Annotated in this window: 12 protein-coding genes; 6 read left to right on the top strand and 6 right to left on the bottom strand. The window is 53.6% G+C overall.

Annotated elements, in window-relative coordinates; translation table 11 throughout:
- Window positions 1-49: 49 nt before the first annotated feature.
- The 3 genes from IB222_RS20295 to tamA are packed head-to-tail and all read right to left on the bottom strand — an operon-like array spanning window position 50 to window position 5,903.
- The gene (locus IB222_RS20295; RefSeq protein WP_003025723.1) at window positions 50-394 is read right to left on the bottom strand and encodes a gamma-glutamylcyclotransferase; all 345 of its coding nucleotides are present in this window, start codon (window positions 392-394) and stop codon (window positions 50-52) included.
- Window positions 395-396: 2 nt separating this feature from the next.
- Window positions 397-4,173, bottom strand: coding sequence for an autotransporter assembly complex protein TamB (gene tamB / locus IB222_RS20300; protein WP_149384860.1), 3,777 nt, complete (start codon window positions 4,171-4,173; stop codon window positions 397-399).
- Complete coding sequence (gene tamA, locus IB222_RS20305) at window positions 4,170-5,903, bottom strand: autotransporter assembly complex protein TamA (protein WP_003025718.1); 1,734 nt, start codon at window positions 5,901-5,903, stop codon at window positions 4,170-4,172. Before tamA ends, tamB begins: the two co-directional genes overlap by 4 nt.
- Window positions 5,904-6,115: 212 nt before the next feature.
- On the opposite strand from tamA, the gene msrA reads away from it, so the two are divergent.
- Window positions 6,116-6,754 carry a peptide-methionine (S)-S-oxide reductase MsrA gene (gene msrA, locus IB222_RS20310; RefSeq protein WP_003830412.1) on the top strand — a complete coding sequence of 213 codons (639 nt, stop codon included), beginning with the start codon at window positions 6,116-6,118 and terminating at the stop codon, window positions 6,752-6,754.
- Window positions 6,755-6,904: 150 nt separating this feature from the next.
- Complete coding sequence (locus tag IB222_RS20315) at window positions 6,905-8,245, top strand: hemolysin family protein (protein WP_003830418.1); 1,341 nt, start codon at window positions 6,905-6,907, stop codon at window positions 8,243-8,245.
- Window positions 8,246-8,311: 66 nt separating this feature from the next.
- On the opposite strand, the gene IB222_RS20320 is transcribed toward IB222_RS20315, so the two are convergent.
- Window positions 8,312-8,518: a DUF1107 domain-containing protein gene (locus IB222_RS20320; RefSeq protein WP_003025710.1), complete on the bottom strand. Its 207-nt coding sequence runs from the start codon at window positions 8,516-8,518 to the stop codon at window positions 8,312-8,314.
- 328 nt (window positions 8,519-8,846) lie between these two features.
- Between IB222_RS20320 and IB222_RS20325 the strand changes: the two genes are divergently transcribed.
- Window positions 8,847-9,404, top strand: a complete 558-nt coding sequence (locus IB222_RS20325) for a YtfJ family protein (RefSeq protein WP_003830421.1) — start codon at window positions 8,847-8,849, stop codon at window positions 9,402-9,404.
- On the opposite strand, the gene cysQ is transcribed toward IB222_RS20325, so the two are convergent.
- Window positions 9,394-10,134, bottom strand: a complete 741-nt coding sequence (gene cysQ, locus IB222_RS20330) for a 3'(2'),5'-bisphosphate nucleotidase CysQ (protein ID WP_003830423.1) — start codon at window positions 10,132-10,134, stop codon at window positions 9,394-9,396. The genes IB222_RS20325 and cysQ overlap by 11 nt on opposite strands.
- A 188-nt stretch (window positions 10,135-10,322) precedes the next feature.
- Between cysQ and cpdB the strand changes: the two genes are divergently transcribed.
- Window positions 10,323-12,266, top strand: a complete 1,944-nt coding sequence (gene cpdB, locus IB222_RS20335) for a 2',3'-cyclic-nucleotide 2'-phosphodiesterase (RefSeq protein WP_149384859.1) — start codon at window positions 10,323-10,325, stop codon at window positions 12,264-12,266.
- Between the two features lie 47 nt (window positions 12,267-12,313).
- Here cpdB and IB222_RS20340 read toward each other — a convergent pair whose 3' ends face one another.
- Window positions 12,314-12,694, bottom strand: coding sequence for a helix-turn-helix domain-containing protein (locus IB222_RS20340; RefSeq protein ID WP_032934267.1), 381 nt, complete (start codon window positions 12,692-12,694; stop codon window positions 12,314-12,316).
- 90 nt (window positions 12,695-12,784) lie between these two features.
- On the opposite strand from IB222_RS20340, the gene IB222_RS20345 reads away from it, so the two are divergent.
- Together IB222_RS20345 and IB222_RS20350 are read left to right on the top strand one after the other, a co-directional pair.
- The gene (locus IB222_RS20345) at window positions 12,785-13,633 is read left to right on the top strand and encodes an SDR family oxidoreductase (protein ID WP_126319441.1); all 849 of its coding nucleotides are present in this window, start codon (window positions 12,785-12,787) and stop codon (window positions 13,631-13,633) included.
- Between the two features lie 81 nt (window positions 13,634-13,714).
- On the top strand, window positions 13,715-14,539 hold the full coding sequence (locus IB222_RS20350; protein WP_126319443.1) for an AraC family transcriptional regulator: 825 nt from the start codon (window positions 13,715-13,717) through the stop codon (window positions 14,537-14,539).
- Window positions 14,540-14,594: the final 55 nt, after the last annotated feature.

A 14,594-nucleotide genomic window follows, 5' to 3' on the forward strand; every position in this document is an offset into this window, starting at 1 on the left:
TAAACAACGCCACCCGAAGGCGGCGTTGTTTATTCTGGTAGGCGATATATCAGTACTGGTCTCTGTCTAACCAGTTACCGCTTTCAATCAGCGTTAAGCCATCAACCGGACGTTGGTACACGTACATCCATGCACTTCCGTACGGCGTTTGAATTAACTGGCGTGCGTATTCACCGCCGCGGGTACGCAGAGCGTCAAGCTCTGCCAGCGTGGCGTTATCAATACGATAAACTTCCCCGTGTACTGTTCCATTTCCCGGAACCGCGCCTGGATAGTGGCCCAGGCTGTACAACTGGTAGTTATCGATACTGAAATTTCCCAGCAACAGGGCATTGGTCATCCAGTGGCTGTTGCCTTGTTTGGTTCGTAAACTGCCGTAGACAAATATTCGCATTGCTAAAACTCGAACTGATAGAGCAAATCAAGTGCCTGATCTACGCCAGACACTGCTTCCAGATATAGCTTAGGCATCAGACGATAACGTAGCGTGAGTGTCGCTAAGGAGTCAAATATACCCACACCATATTTCACCTGCAGACCTGGCAGTACGTATCCGCTGACAACCACCTGAGATGAGTCGCCCACCCCTTGCGTGTCCAGTGCCAGATTGCTTACGCCAAATGTCTCCCCGATTTTACCCACAACCTGACCACTTTGTGCAACCCCCAGACCAATAAGCATTGAAGTCATCGCTGCGCTATCGCTTTGTTCGCTATCCAGCCCTTGTCCACGTAGCAGGTAGGAAAGCGCCATTTGCTGCGACATTGCCGGGTCGGAGAAGATCTCCGCCTTCGGTTCATCGGCGGTACCGGTGACGCGAACGCCAGCGATCACATCGTCTTCGGTGGCATCTGGGTTACGAATCGCTTCGATGTTGAGCAACGGCTGATCCGGCGGACCGGAGAACAACAGCTCGCCCTTACGCACAATCAGATCCTGACCATAGGCGTGGAAGCGACCGCTCGGGATATTAATTTGCCCGTTAAGCCCCAGACCTTGCTTATCCTGCACCACTTTCAGATCGCCCGTCAGACGCGCTTTCAGACCAAAGGCGTCAAGACGCACGTTGTTACCAACGTGGATGTTCAGGTTGCTGTTGATCGGAATACCGGCGGTCTGCGGTTTCTCGGGCTGCAGATTGTTGTTAAGCATGACCATATCGCTGGAAACCCCAACCGCGCTTTCCGGCAGGTCATGTACCACGATACGCGCCCACGGCACATCCACGTTGCCATCGAGAGTAAACAGGCTTGGTGTAGCTTCAAAGACCACGTCCGGCGATACGTCCAGGCGGACCATCGGCGGTACGGTAATACGTACCCTGCTGCCTTTAGCCGCAACGCGCGCCCGCCAGTTGTCTATCTGACTCCAGTCGGCATCGCCGCTCAGGTTAATTTCGCCCTGCTGCGTACGCACCACGCCCGCCAGCGTTGAGCGTGTTCCGGCGAAGTTAACAGCTAACTGGCTTGGCTGCATGTCAAATGGCATGAAGTTACCGTCAATATCCAGACCGCTCAGTTGCAGCTGTCCGAGCAACTGCGGGCTTTGCACATCGCCGCCCAGCCGCAGGTTGGCGTTGATCATCCCTGCCGCTTTTTCACCGCGCGAGAAGATGGGGTTCACCATCGCCAGATTGAAGTTGCGAATATTGACGTTACCGCCCAGATTACGGCGCCCTTGCGGGTCCGTCACCTGCACCTGACCGTCAAACTGCCCGTTGTTGGTCAGACGAATCAGCCAGCCCAGCTCGGCACGGTTATTGTGCAGGTCGGCGGTCAGATTCAGCGTTTCAAACGCTACGGGGAGCGGGGCATCATTCACGCTTTGCGTGACCTTGACGTTACGTCCGCTCAGGGTGACCTGCCCCTGTGGCAGCCCCTCTTTGGTGGTGTCCCAGCTCACATCAGCTTTGCCGGTGAACACACCGCTGGCCTGGGTTGTCTCCGGCATAAACGGTTTTAGCATAGCCAGGTCGAAGCGGTTAAGGTTCACCACCGCGCGACCTTCTGCACCGGCATCAATGGTTTGTGGTACGCACAGCTCCGCATTCGGGTTGTTCCAGCAGTGCGGCCCGATACTAATTTTCTGTTCCTGATTACGATAATCCAGCGCGATAGCCCGGTTGAGCGACCACGGACCGACCGGCGTCTGGAAACGGGTATTGCTTAACTCTCCTTTCCAGCGCTGTTCTTTGCGATCAAAGCTCCCGGCAAGATCCAGTTGCCCGGAAACCGGCTCACCCTGAATGCGTAACTGCAGCTCATGCTGCTTTTCACTGCCTTTGGCGTTGAGCGTCACCAGACCAATATTCACGTCAGGTTGTACAATCCGCTCTACGCGAACGTTGAGATTACCGGCGATTTGCTCGGCTGATTTCACGTCCCCTTCGACGCGCACCTGAGCAACGGAAAGTTCCTGCCAGCGCAGACCACGGGCGGTAATATCCGCCAGCAGCTGTGGTGCTTCAACCGTACCGCGAACTTTTACCAGCCCTTTCGCCGTACCGCCCAGCCCCGGCAGCGCGTTATCCAGGCTTGGGGCATCAATCGTCGCGTCGAGGTTAAGGTCTTTAACCCCCAGTTCGCCTTTTACGTCCGCACTGTTACGTCCCAGCTCCAGATGCAGGCCCGGGATCGTCCACTGCAGGTAGCTATTCCCCTTCAGCGAACCGTTCACATTGACCTTGTTCTGTTTCACGTTGCCGGTCAGCTTCAGCTCCGGAACCTCCATCTGCCAGCTTCCGCCGTACAGACTGCCGCGCGTTTTCACCAGGCCATTCAGTTTTGACGGCCAGTCCGGGATCGCTTTCACGGTATTGATACCATCCAGCGTTAGCTCCCCGCGCCAGCTGATCGCCTGCTGCCAGTCCACCAGCGCTTTCAGCTCGGTTTTCCCTTCCAGCGCCGCAACGCTGAGTTTGTCGAGATTGATCTGTTGCTCGTTGCCTTTGGCGTCCAGCGTGATAGTAGCCGGAGGAATATCCTGACCTTTCACGGCGGTACGCATCGACAGCGTATAGTCGGTCATCTTGCCGGTCAGTTTGAGCTTGATGTCATCGGCCTGGAACTGTTTCTCACCGGTAAACGGCCAGTAAACCTGCTTACTCACCACCTCAATGTTGAGCGGCAATCCGGCTTCTGCCAGGCGCGTCTGCGCACGCAGGTCCATATCCACCGGACCAGACAGATTGACGCCGACTTCCAGCTGTTCGCGCAGCGCGCCGCCAACCTTCAGCTTCACCTTTTCGCTTTTTAACGGGTCGATGTTTAGCGTGCTGTTTAACGTAATATCAACCGGCCACGTGTCGGTCAGTTGCGCCGTGCCGCTGGCTTTTACCGTTCCCTGATTCGAGTCGATATCCAGCGCGTCGAGCTTCATGTTGCCGTCTATGCTGCTCACTTTCAGCAGCATGCTATGTACCGTTAAATCCGTATCCCCAGTCACGCGCAGCTGCTCGCCGCGAAACTCTTCAATATTGAGATTGAGCGGCAGATGGACATCGGTCATTTCCGGCAGTACCGGCTTTGAGAACAGATCTTTTAGCGTTTCGCCGAGCGGCTTTTCATCCGGCTGCGGGTTTTGAATCTTCGGTTCGACAACCTCTTCCTGTGCCACTTCCGCCACTTTAGGCAGAGCAATCAGCAGCCCCTGTAATGACGTTGGCTTCAACGTCAGCGTTTTTTCCTGCCAGTTCAGGCCGGAAGTAAAATCCAGCACTGAAACCGTGGTGTCATCGATTTTGATATTGATGTTGTTCAGCGCCACGCGCGAAAGCGTGATGGGGTAAGGCGTGGAAAGATTAAGCGGACCGCTCTCTTCTTCCTCTACCGGCGCGGATGGCGGCATCTTTTTGCTGTCGATCGCCACGTTGATGTTTTTCAGCGCCAGATCGTTAACGCACAGGCTGCTGTCCCACAGACAGTTAAGCCCCACGGCCAAATGCACTTCACCAGCATTCACCGCCACGCCTGGCTGGTCGTAGCGAATATTTTTCAGTGATAGATCCCGCCAGCCGCCGGTGACCTGACCAATTTCCAGACCCGGAACCCACCGATTAGCTGCTTTGAAGATCAGATGCAGGCCCGAGGTGGTACCGACGAGGAACGCCACCGTGCCTAACAACAGCAGGATAAAAATCAGCACGCCGAGGCTTATCTTCTTCCATAAACTCATAATTCAGGCCCCAGACCGATGTAAAACTGTAAACCATGTTCATCTTTGTCGCCGACCGGGACGGCAAAGTCGAGCTTGATAGGTCCCACTGGTGATTGCCAGCGTACGCCGACCCCGGCACCGGTTTTGAAATCGCTTCGGCGAATATCGCTGACCGCTTCACCGCTATCGACAAACATCGCGCCCCACCATTTACCGGTCACGTTGTACTGGTATTCCAGCGAGCCAGTTGCCAGCTTAGAGGCCCCTTTCAGCTTGCCGTCGCTGCCTTCCGGCGAAATAGATTTGTATTTGTAGCCGCGAATACTGCGATCGCCCCCGGCAAAGAAACGCAGGTCCGGCGGTACTTTGTCGAAGTCTCCGGTTTCAATCCAGCCGAGGTTGCCGCGCATCACAAAGCGATGCCTGTCGTACAGCGTGCGGATCCAAACGTTTTGCGCCTGGAAGACGGAGAAATCAACGTCTGAACCCCAGGCCGTGTTGGAGTAATCAATGGAATAACGCTGAGAGTCGCCCCAGACAGGCATCAGGCCGCCGCGTGAGCGCGTCCGGCTGATCATCACGCCCGGATAGAGCAGCATAGTGGTGTTGGTGACGTTACCCTGGGTAAAGTGGTCGAGGCTCCAGCGCAGGTTAATCGCGCGCTGCCAGCCGCTGGAGAGGTCCCAGTAGCGGGAAACCGCAAGCGTTGTGGAATCCTGCTCGGTGTCGTTTAAATCGGTACGCTTAAAGCCGCCCTGTACCAGGTAATACTGTTCCAGCGGGTTCTTTAACAGCGGCATTTTATAGCTGAAATCAAGCACCTGCTCTGGCGCCGAGATACTGGCGCTGGTCGTCAGGCTATGGCCGTAGGAGTTCATCCACGGCTTTTTCCACGAGGTCTTCACCCGTGGCCCGACGTCAGTTGAATAGCCGACCCCGGTTTCGATGGTGTTTTCGGTTCGCGGTGAGACCACGCCTTTCAGCGGCAGCACTTTGGTTTTGCGGGCTTTATCAAACTCCGGTGCGACGACCACGGAATTAAACCATCCGGTCGCCGACAGACGACGGTTCAGTTCGCCCAGATCTTTCGACTCGTACTCTTCACCTTCTTTAAAGGGCACCAGATTTTGCAGATACTCATCGCGAATTTGCGAGCCTTCAAAAGTGACATGCCCAAAGCGATAGCGTTCGCCGCTGTTGTAATCGATATCCCAGAACGCCTGGCGACGCTCAAGCGCTATTCCAAGCTGGCTTTTATTAAATTCACTGTCGAAATAACCTTTACGCAGCGCCACGCTGGTGAGTGACTTTTTGAAGTTGTCATAGTCCCCCTGATTCAGCACGGTGCCGATTGCCGGGCGCGTTTTCAGCAGATCCAGATAATCTTTATCCGTACGCGCGCCACCGCGCAAAATCACCTCAGTGCCACCAATCAGCACCGGCTCGCCGGGGGTCACTTTGGCAATAAGCACCTGGCGGCCTTTCGCCGGCGGTGGACGCAGTTCAAAATCAATGGTCGGCTCAAAGTAGCCCAGCGCTTTTAGCCCTTCGCGGATGGCATCATCAACGCGCGCACGAAAGCGTCGGTCTGGAGTGACTTCATCACTTTGAATCGTGGACAGCTGCGCACGGACGTTTTTCTCCAGCGGACCTGATAATCCTTCGACCTGTAAGCGTACATTCGCGGCGGCGGCGGAGCCACTTAAGCACAGTAATCCCACCCAACATAACTGACGGATATGTGGCACATTTTCTCCTGAATATCCTTTTTTCCCACCCCTGGAAAAAAATACTATGCCGTTCCTCGGCTTAACAAAAAATCAACAATAAGAGTTGAAAAACAGACGACAACCCAAATATTTCTTATGTTTAACTCTAGACGTATTCACGCCGTTTATTGTGGGCAAAGACGCGTCTCGTTACAACCTTAACCCAAATGACTGATTTCGGGAGAACGGCCATGAGTTTATTTGATAGAAAGCATCTTGTTACTCAAGCAGATGCGCTACCTGGACGCAACACCCCGATGCCAGTGGCAACGCTGCATGCGGTTAACCAACATTCGATGACCAATGTGCCCGACGGTATGGAGATAGCTTATTTCGCCATGGGATGCTTCTGGGGCGTTGAGCGTTTATTTTGGTCATTGCCAGGGGTCTACAGCACGGCGGCCGGGTACACCGGCGGCTACACCCCAAACCCAACCTATCGGGAAGTGTGTTCTGGCGATACCGGGCATGCCGAAGCGGTACGCATCGTCTATGACCCGCATGTTATCAGCTACGAACAACTGCTGCAGGTGTTCTGGGAAAATCACGACCCGGCTCAAGGCATGCGTCAGGGTAATGACCAGGGTACGCAGTATCGCTCCGCCATTTACCCGTTAACGCCGGAGCAAACCGCCGCCGCACAGGCCAGCCTTGAGCGTTTTCAGGCAGCAATGACCGCCGCAGGCGACGAGCGCACCATTACCACGGAAATCACTACGGCAACGCCGTTCTATTATGCCGAGGACGATCACCAGCAGTATCTGCACAAAAATCCTTACGGATATTGTGGCATTGGTGGTATTGGTGTTTGCCTGCCGCCACAAGGATAATTTCCCCCTCTGGCGACTTTACAGTGCCTTACGCTATACTAGCTTCTGAATTTACCGGCTCACTTCCACGAGCCGGTTTTCAATGTGTATTTCACACGGATTTATCAACTTCTCCCTTCCGAGGATCTGACCTGAACGGTCGGATAAGATATGTTAAACAGTATTTTAGTCATTCTCTGCCTGATCGCCGTGAGTGCGTTTTTCTCGATATCTGAGATCTCGCTTGCTGCATCACGCAAAATAAAACTTAAACTGCTTGCCGATGAAGGCAACGTAAACGCACAACGTGTTTTGAAGATGCAGGAAAACCCCGGCATGTTTTTTACCGTCGTGCAAATTGGCCTTAACGCGGTCGCCATTCTCGGCGGTATCGTCGGTGATGCAGCATTCTCCCCGGCGTTTTACAGCCTTTTCTCGAAGTACTTCACTCCAGAGCTGTCCGAACAGTTAAGCTTTATTCTGTCGTTCTCGCTGGTTACTGGCCTGTTCATCCTGTTCGCGGATTTAACCCCGAAACGCATCGGTATGATTGCGCCAGAAGCTGTGGCTTTGCGTATCATCAACCCGATGCGCTTCTGCCTGCTGGTCTTCCGCCCGCTGGTATGGTTCTTTAACGGTCTGGCAAACAACATTTTCCGTCTGTTTAAGATCCCAATGGTGCGTAAAGATGACATCACCTCGGACGACATTTACGCCGTGGTCGAAGCGGGTGCGCTGGCGGGTGTTCTGCGCAAGCAGGAGCATGAGCTGATTGAAAATGTATTCGAACTGGAATCCCGTACCGTCCCGTCTTCAATGACCTCGCGCGAGAATATTATCTGGTTCGATCTCCATGAAGATGAGCAAAGCCTGAAAAACAAGGTGGCGGAACATCCGCACTCCAAATTCCTGGTGTGTAACGAAGATATCGACCACATCATTGGTTATGTTGATTCAAAGGATCTCCTCAACCGCGTACTGGCGAACCAAAGCATGGCGCTGAACAGCGGCGTACAGATCCGCAATACGCTGATCGTCCCGGACACGCTGACGCTCTCTGAAGCGCTGGAAAGCTTCAAAACCGCAGGCGAAGACTTTGCCGTCATCATGAACGAGTACGCGCTGGTGGTGGGGATTATCACCCTCAACGACGTTATGACGACGCTGATGGGCGATCTGGTAGGTCAGGGTCTGGAAGAGCAGATTGTGGCACGTGATGAAAACTCATGGTTAGTCGACGGCGGTACACCGATTGATGACGTGATGCGCGTGCTGGATATCGACGAATTCCCGCAGTCTGGCAACTATGAAACCATTGGTGGTTTTATGATGTTCATGCTGCGTAAAATCCCGAAACGCACCGACTCGGTGAAGTATTCAGGCTACAAATTTGAAGTGGTGGATATCGATAACTACAAGATCGATCAGCTGCTGGTGACGCGTCTGGACAGCAAACCTACTGTTCTGGTACCAAAACTGCCAGATGCAAAAGAAGAGGCAAAGGCGTCTTAACGCCCTACAGAAACATCAACGGCTCCCATCAGGAGCCGTTTTTTTAACTACTGCATAGCACTTTGATCAAGCCATCTCAGTTTGCAGACGCAAGACCTGACGGTTAACTTCGGACATCACGGAAAAATGCAGTTTGTCCTTCACTTTTGGGATAAGAATCTTACCCTTATCAAATTCAAAAGCGCCTACATCCTTGATATATAACCGTCCACGAAACAGGATCTTCACGTACTTCGCCACCTGCAGCGGGTTGTATCGTTGGAAAATTTTCATTGTTGTCTCCTGCTGAGCATTACGCCTTTGCGGTACCACAATCGGTCCGACAATCCTCAGGCGCAAATTTTAATGCCCTATGACTATAGACTATCTCGTTGATGTTTCCAGCGTGTATAAGTTTATTTACCTTCAAGTTACAATTATTCAGAATTATCTTTTCAACGCTTCGCTGTCTTCAGTATAAGCCTTCATTTTTCGCAGGATTTGTGCGCCCGTCCGCAAACTGGCATCGCGCTTGCGGGAAAAAGCATCATTCGCACATATGATTAAATTCCAGACCCAAGTGGTCGGATCACCTGCAAAATAAAAGAGAGAAGGAAAAACTATGACCTTACGAAAACTGCTGGCGCTGTCGTGCCTGCTACTGCCGATGATTGCCTCCGCACATAAGTTTGAGACTGACCAGCGCGTACCGCCGGTGGGGATCGCCGATCGCGGCGAACTGATTCTCGATAACGATAAGTTTAGCTACAAAAGCTGGAATAGCGCGCAGTTGCCAGGCAAAGTGCGAATTGTGCAACACATTGCCGGACGCACCTCCGCCAAAGAGAAAAATGCGACGCTGATCGAGGCAATCAAAGCCGCCAACCTGCCGCACGACAAATACCAGACCACCACTATCGTCAACACGGATGACGCCATTCCCGGCTCAGGTATGTTTGTGCGCAGCAGTCTGGAAAGCAATAAGAAGCTCTACCCGTGGTCGCAATTCATTGTCGACAGTAATGGCATTGCGCGTAAAGCCTGGCAACTGGATGAAGAGAGCTCCGCTATCGTCGTACTCGACAAGGACGGACGCGTGCAGTGGGCAAAAGATGGCGCATTAACGCAGGAAGAGGTGCAGCAGGTAATTGCCCTGCTGCACAAATTACTCAGTAAATAGAGACGCGGAAGCCGGGGTTGAGGAACGATTCACGTGGGGTGTAATCCAGAGGTTTCCCCTGCCAGTCGTGAACGTGCGCTCCGGCTGCGGCGGCAACGGCATGGCCAGCGGCGGTGTCCCACACGTTGGTTGGCCCAAAACGCGGATACAGCTGTGCGTGCCCTTCCGCCACCAGGCAGAACTTCAGCGATGAGCCAATCGAGGTGGTCTGATGCTCACCCAGCTGTTGCAGATACTCTTTTAACTCATTGTCGGCATGCGAGCGGCTAATGACCACCAGCGGCGGACGCGCGTCACGAACCTGAATTTGTTTGCGTACGCCGCACTCTTCTTTCCACGCTTTACCTTCTGCTGCGCAGTACATCACTTTCATTACCGGCGCGTAAACCACGCCCAGAACCGGCTTTCCTTTCTCGATTAGCGCAATATTGACGGTAAATTCACCGTTACGCTTAATGAACTCTTTGGTCCCGTCCAGCGGGTCCACCAGCCAGTAGCGCTGCCAATGCTGGCGAACATCCCAGCCAGGAGGCGCCTCTTCAGACAGAACCGGAATATCCGGCGTCAGCGCCAGTAATCCTTCGAGGATCACCGTATGTGCGGCGATATCTGCCGCCGTGACCGGAGAATCATCCTGCTTGCTGGTAATCTCCATCGGTTTGATTCCATCGTAGACCTGCATAATGGCATCGCCCGCGTTCCGTGCAAGCTGGCATACATGTTCTAGCATTCTCCACCTCGTTTCTGTCAGTGGTGTTAACTCGTTGTTTTACTTATACCCGATCGTCAGGGGATCCGCCAACTGTGATAGCGTCTGCGGTTTTAAACGCTATATTCATGTCATGATTCACAGTTCTGTAAGCAAGAAGATTTATATACATTTTCTTTTGTGGCTTAGATCTTAAAAGGATGCCCCTGATGATTAAGTTTAGTGCAACGCTTCTGGCAACGCTGATTGCAGCCAGCGTCAATGCCGCGACCGTCGATCTGCGTATAATGGAAACCACTGATTTACATAGCAATATGATGGATTTCGATTATTACAAAGATACACCGACAGAAAAATTCGGTCTGGTACGTACGGCAAGTCTGATCAACGCTGCGCGTGGTGAAGTCAAAAACAGCGTGCTGGTTGATAATGGCGATCTGATTCAGGGCAGCCCGCTCGGGGATTACATGGCGGCTAAAGGGCTGAAAGCGGGCGAAACTCACCCGGTATATAAAGCGCTGAATACCCTGGATTACGCGGTGGGTAACCTCGGCAACCATGAATTCAACTACGGTCTGGAGTATCTGCACAACGCGCTGGCCGGGGCGAAATTCCCTTACGTTAACGCCAATATCATCGACGTTAAGACCAAGAAGCCGCTATTTACGCCTTACTTGATCAAAGACACTGAGGTGGTCGACAAGGAAGGGAACAAGCAAACGCTGAAGATTGGCTATATCGGCTTTGTGCCACCGCAGATTATGACCTGGGATAAAGCCAACCTCAGCGGTAAAGTGACGGTGAACGACATTACGGAAACCGCACGCAAATACGTTCCGGAAATGAGAGAAAAAGGCGCCGATGTCGTGGTGGTGGTTGCTCACTCCGGGCTTTCTGCCGACCCATATCAAACGATGGCGGAAAACTCCGTTTATTACCTCAGTGAAGTACCGGGCGTGGATGCCATTATGTTTGGTCACGCTCACGCCGTCTTCCCGGGTAAAGACTTTGCCAATATTAAAGGCGCAGATATCACAAAAGGTACGCTGAATGGGGTTCCTGCGGTGATGCCGGGTATGTGGGGCGATCACCTGGGCGTGGTGGATCTGGTGCTGAATAACGACAGCGGTAAATGGCAGGTCACTCAGGCGAAAGCCGAGGCGCGCCCGATCTATGACGCCGTAGCAAAAAAATCACTGGCAGCAGAAGACAAAAAAATCGTTGAGATCCTGAAAGCCGATCACGACGCCACGCGTGAGTTTGTCAGCAAACCGATCGGTAAATCCGCCGACAACATGTACAGCTATCTGGCGCTGGTACAGGATGACCCGACCGTACAGGTGGTGAACAACGCGCAGAAAGCCTATGTGGAACACTTTATTCAGGGCGATCCGGATCTGGCAAAACTGCCGGTACTTTCCGCCGCCGCGCCGTTTAAGGTCGGTGGACGCAAGAACGATCCGGCAAGCTTCGTAGAAGTCGAAAAAGGTCAGTTAACCTTCCGTAACGCCGCTGATTTGTATCTCTATCCCAACACTCTGGTGGTGGTGAAAGCCAGCGGTAAAGAGGTGAAAGAATGGCTGGAATGTTCCGCCGGGCAGTTCAATCAGATTGATATCCACAGCAGCAAACCACAGTCGTTGATTAACTGGGATGGCTTCCGTACCTATAACTTCGACGTGATTGACGGCGTGAATTATCAGATTGATGTTTCACAACCCGCCCGCTACGACGGTGAATGTCAGACCATTAACCCGAAAGCGGAACGTATTAAAAATCTGACCTTTAACGGCAAACCAATCGATCCGAATGCCACCTTCCTCGTCGCGACCAACAACTACCGCGCCTACGGCGGTAAGTTTGCCGGAACCGGCGACAGCCACATCGCGTTTGCCTCTCCGGATGAAAACCGCTCGGTGCTGGCGGCGTGGATTGGTGCAGAGACGAAGCGTACCGGTGAAATTCACCCGGCGGCAGATAACAACTGGCGTCTGGCGCCAATTCATAGCGACACACCACTGGATATTCGCTTTGAAACATCACCGTCTGATAAAGCCGCGGCATTTATTAAAGAGAAAGGCCAGTATCCGCTGAAGAAAGTCGCGACCGATGACATCGGTTTCGCTATTTATCAGCTGGATTTAAGTAAGTAATTTTCGTGCCGGATGCGGCGCAATAGCGTCTTATCCGGCCTACAAAACTACGCAGCCCGTTCGTCCCGCTGCGCTAAAACCTGCGGCAAATTCAGTTCTATCCAGTCCGCCAGCGCGGCAACTTTATCGCTCACCTGCTCACCCAACGGCGTCAGGCTATACTCCACGTGCGGCGGTACCACCGGATACGACACCCGATTGATAAACCCGTCATGCTCTAACGCTTGCAGGGATTGCGCCAGCATCTTTTCACTGACCCCGCCCATCTTACGGCGCAAATCGCTGAAACGGTGCGTACCGTCGCGCAGCGCCACCAGAATCAACACGCCCCAGCGGCTGGTGACATGTTTTAACACCTCGCGGGAGGGACACTGTTCGGCAAACAAGTTGCCATCGCGTAACTGCTGGGAGAGCGTCGAAGCTGTCATTTTCATACTAACCTTTTTGTGCGTACTTACTAAAAGTAAGTTTAGGTGTTAGCGTGATTAAACACAAGACCAATACCAAGGAGTCACTCCATGATCGCAATTACCGGCGCCACCGGCCAACTGGGCCAACATGTTATTGAATCTCTGCTGAAAACCGTTCCTGCCAGCCAGATTGTGGCAATTGTGCGTAATCCCGCTAAAGCGACGGCGCTTAGCCAGCAGGGCATTACCGTTCGTCAGGCGGATTACAGCGATGAAGCCGCCTTGACGGCTGCCTTACAGGGTATCGACAAGCTACTGCTAATCTCCTCCAGCGAAGTGGGACAACGCGCCTCGCAGCATCGCAACGTGATTAACGCAGCGAAAGCCGCGCACGTGAAATTCATCGCCTACACCAGCCTGCTGCACGCCGACACCTCCCCGCTGGGGCTGGCTGATGAGCATGTGGCAACCGAGAAGATGCTGGCTGAATCCGGTATCGCATACGCGCTGCTGCGTAACGGCTGGTACACCGAAAACTATCTCGCCAGCGCACCGGCTGCACTGGAACACGGCGTGTTTATCGGGGCTGCAGGTGAAGGCAAAATCGCCTCAGCGACACGCGCCGACTATGCCGCTGCCGCCGCGCGCGTCATCAGTGAAGACGTTCATTCCGGTAAAACTTATGAGCTGGCGGGCGACGCAGGCTGGACCCTGAGCCAGTTGGCTGCCGAGCTGGCAAAACAGAGTGGTAAAAAAGTGGTGTATCAGAACCTGAGCGAAGCAGATTTTGCCGCCGCACTTAAAGGTATAGGCCTGCCTGCCGGGCTGGCGGACATGCTGGCTGACTCAGACACTGGCGCCTCCAAAGGCGGTCTGTTCGACGACAGCCATACGCTGAGCAAACTGATTGGTCGCCCGACCACCTCGTTGGCTGACAGTGTCAAAGGCATCGTGTAAGTGTTAAAAATTAGTTAATTGTGGTGGCATCCCCGCGCATCCTCTCTGATAATGACAGGATGATGCGTGGGGAGAGAAAACGTGCAAGGTGTACCTGAGCAGTTTATTGATGAGAAAGACAGCGCCCGCTTTCGCCATCTGGCGCAGGTGCCGGGCGTTGAGCTGTATCATGCGCACATCTCGCGTTACGCTTTCGAGCCGCACACCCATGAAGCGTTTGGCATTGGCGCGATAGAAGCCGGAGCCGAACGTTTTCGCTATCGCGGCACGCAGTATGTTGCCCCCGCCCATTCCGTCGTCACCATGAATCCCGATGAGCTGCATACCGGCGAAGCCGAAACCGCCGACGGCTGGCGCTATCGGATGATTTATCTTGAACCCTACCTTCTGGAAGAGGTCACCGGGATCCGCCACTGGTGGTTTCATGACGTAACGCGTCACGATCCGCTGCGCTCGCGCCAGATCTGCTCGCTGATCCACAGCCTGTGGAACACGGAAGATCCGCTGGCGCAAAAAGGACTTCTACTCGATCTGATCGACACGTTCCAGCCACTGGCCCGCCATGCGCCGGTATTGACGGAGGGGGCGCATCGCTTTGAACGGGTACGCGAGTATCTGCACGATAATTATATGCATCCGGTCACGCTCGACGAGCTGGCGCGGGTTGCATCGCTGAGTCCCTGGCATTTTCAGCGCCAGTTTAAATCTCATTTCCACGTCACGCCGCACCAGATGCTGATGGCGATCCGCCTATGGCGAGCCAAAGGTTTTCTCACTTACGGTATGCCCGCTGCAGAGGTCGCCGCCGCAACCGGCCTCACCGACCAGTCGCATCTCACCCGCGCGTTTACCCATCGCTACGGCATTACGCCGGTACGTTATCAGAAACAAGTCGTCCGGCGTTGATCAGCAATCTCATACAATACGGCGGCATTTTTCCTGCCTACACTCGACTCATTGT

It is taken from the genome of Citrobacter sp. C13 (assembly GCF_014596815.2).
Taxonomy (GTDB): Bacteria; Pseudomonadota; Gammaproteobacteria; order Enterobacterales; family Enterobacteriaceae; genus Citrobacter; species Citrobacter portucalensis.

Excerpts from the sequence above, each read along its gene's own strand:
- IB222_RS20295 (WP_003025723.1), bottom strand. The coding sequence starts at position 394 with ATGCGAATATTTGTCTACGGCAGTTTACGAACCAAACAAGGCAACAGC.
- tamB (WP_149384860.1), bottom strand. The coding sequence starts at position 4,173 with ATGAGTTTATGGAAGAAGATAAGCCTCGGCGTGCTGATTTTTATCCTG.
- msrA (WP_003830412.1), top strand. The coding sequence starts at position 6,116 with ATGAGTTTATTTGATAGAAAGCATCTTGTTACTCAAGCAGATGCGCTA.
- IB222_RS20315 (WP_003830418.1), top strand. The coding sequence starts at position 6,905 with ATGTTAAACAGTATTTTAGTCATTCTCTGCCTGATCGCCGTGAGTGCG.
- IB222_RS20320 (WP_003025710.1), bottom strand. The coding sequence starts at position 8,518 with ATGAAAATTTTCCAACGATACAACCCGCTGCAGGTGGCGAAGTACGTG.
- IB222_RS20325 (WP_003830421.1), top strand. The coding sequence starts at position 8,847 with ATGACCTTACGAAAACTGCTGGCGCTGTCGTGCCTGCTACTGCCGATG.
- cysQ (WP_003830423.1), bottom strand. The coding sequence starts at position 10,134 with ATGCTAGAACATGTATGCCAGCTTGCACGGAACGCGGGCGATGCCATT.
- cpdB (WP_149384859.1), top strand. The coding sequence starts at position 10,323 with ATGATTAAGTTTAGTGCAACGCTTCTGGCAACGCTGATTGCAGCCAGC.
- IB222_RS20340 (WP_032934267.1), bottom strand. The coding sequence starts at position 12,694 with ATGACAGCTTCGACGCTCTCCCAGCAGTTACGCGATGGCAACTTGTTT.
- IB222_RS20345 (WP_126319441.1), top strand. The coding sequence starts at position 12,785 with ATGATCGCAATTACCGGCGCCACCGGCCAACTGGGCCAACATGTTATT.